The sequence below is a fragment of the Polaromonas sp. P1_E3 genome (assembly GCF_056405935.1).
Map to the genome: position 1 here is coordinate 1 of NZ_JBFUBD010000566.1, position 1416 is coordinate 1416.

At 61.7% G+C, this 1416-nt stretch carries 1 protein-coding gene; it reads left to right on the forward strand.

Annotated features, from left to right (window positions below; all coding sequences use genetic code 11):
- Positions 1 to 127: 127 nt before the first annotated feature.
- Positions 128 to 1416: efflux RND transporter permease subunit (locus tag AC1D0Z_RS21745; protein ID WP_477660228.1), on the forward strand; the 1289-nt coding region annotated here is incomplete at its 3' end.

Sequence of the window (1416 nt, forward strand, 5' to 3'; positions counted from 1 at the left end):
ATGGCAGCCTGCCGGCGCGAAGCCGGCGGATGCAGCTTCGGCCCCCGCAGCCGCCGCCTCTGGCGCACAAGCCGCCGCACCCGCTGCCTCCGCTGCTTCTGCGGCAGCGAAGTAAGGAGCCAACTACATGGCCAAGTTTTTTATTGATCGGCCGATCTTTGCCTGGGTGATCGCGTTGTTCATCCTGGTGGTCGGCGGTGTGGCGATCACGCAGCTGCCGATTGCCCAGTACCCGCCCGTCGCGCCGCCTTCGATTGTCGTCAACACCGCCTATCCGGGCGCCTCTGCCCAGACGCTCGAAGACAGCGTGTTGTCGGTGATCGAGCGAGAAATGAACGGTTCACCCGGCCTGATCTACATGGAGTCGGTGGCGCAGGCCGWCGGCTCCGGCAGCATCACGCTGAGCTTCGAGCCCGGCACCAACCCCGATCTCGCGCAGGTGGATGTGCAGAACCGCCTGTCGCGCGCCTCACCGCGGCTGCCCGCCGCTGTCACGCAGCAGGGCGTTCGCGTCGACAAATCACGCTCCAATTTCCTGCTGTTCATCATGTTGTCGTCCGACAATCCCGCGCACGACCCCGTCGCGCTCGGTGATTACGCTTCGCGCAACATCGTGCCCGAGATCCAGCGTGTCAAAGGAATCGGCCAGGCCCAGCTCTTCGGCAGTGAGCGTGCCATGCGCATCTGGCTGGACCCGGCCAAGCTCACGGGTTTCAGCCTGTCGGCAAATGACGTTAACAACGCCATCCGCGCGCAAAATGCCCAGGTGTCGGCCGGCAGCATCGGCGATCGCCCCAATRTGGCCGGCCAGGGGATTGCTGCCACTGTGGTGGTCAATGGTCAGCTGGCCAATGTCGAGCAGTTTGGCAATATCGTTCTTCGCGCCAACACCGACGGGTCGTCGGTGCGGCTCAAAGACGTCGCCCGCATTGAGCTTGGCGGCCAGACTTATGCCACGTCGGCGCGGCTGAACGGCAAGACAGCAATCGGTATTGGTGTTCAGCTGGCACCCAGTGGCAACGCTCTCGCTGCTGCCAAGGCGGTCCGAACCAAAATGACCGAACTCGAGCGCTATTTTCCGCAAGGCATGAAGTGGAACATCCCTTACGACAGCTCACGCTTCGTCAAGATTTCGATTTCCCAGGTGGCCGAAACGCTGTTTGAAGCCGTGGCCCTGGTGTTCCTGGTCATGTTCCTGTTCCTGCAGAACTGGCGCTACACCATCATCCCGACCATCGTCGTGCCGATTGCATTGCTGGGAACGTTTGCCACCTTGCTGATGCTCGGTTTCTCGATCAATGTTCTGACCATGTTCGGCATGGTGCTGGTGATTGGTATCGTGGTCGACGATGCGATTGTGGTCGTCGAGAACGTCGAACGCATCATGACTGAAGAGGGCTTGCCGCCGCTCGAGGC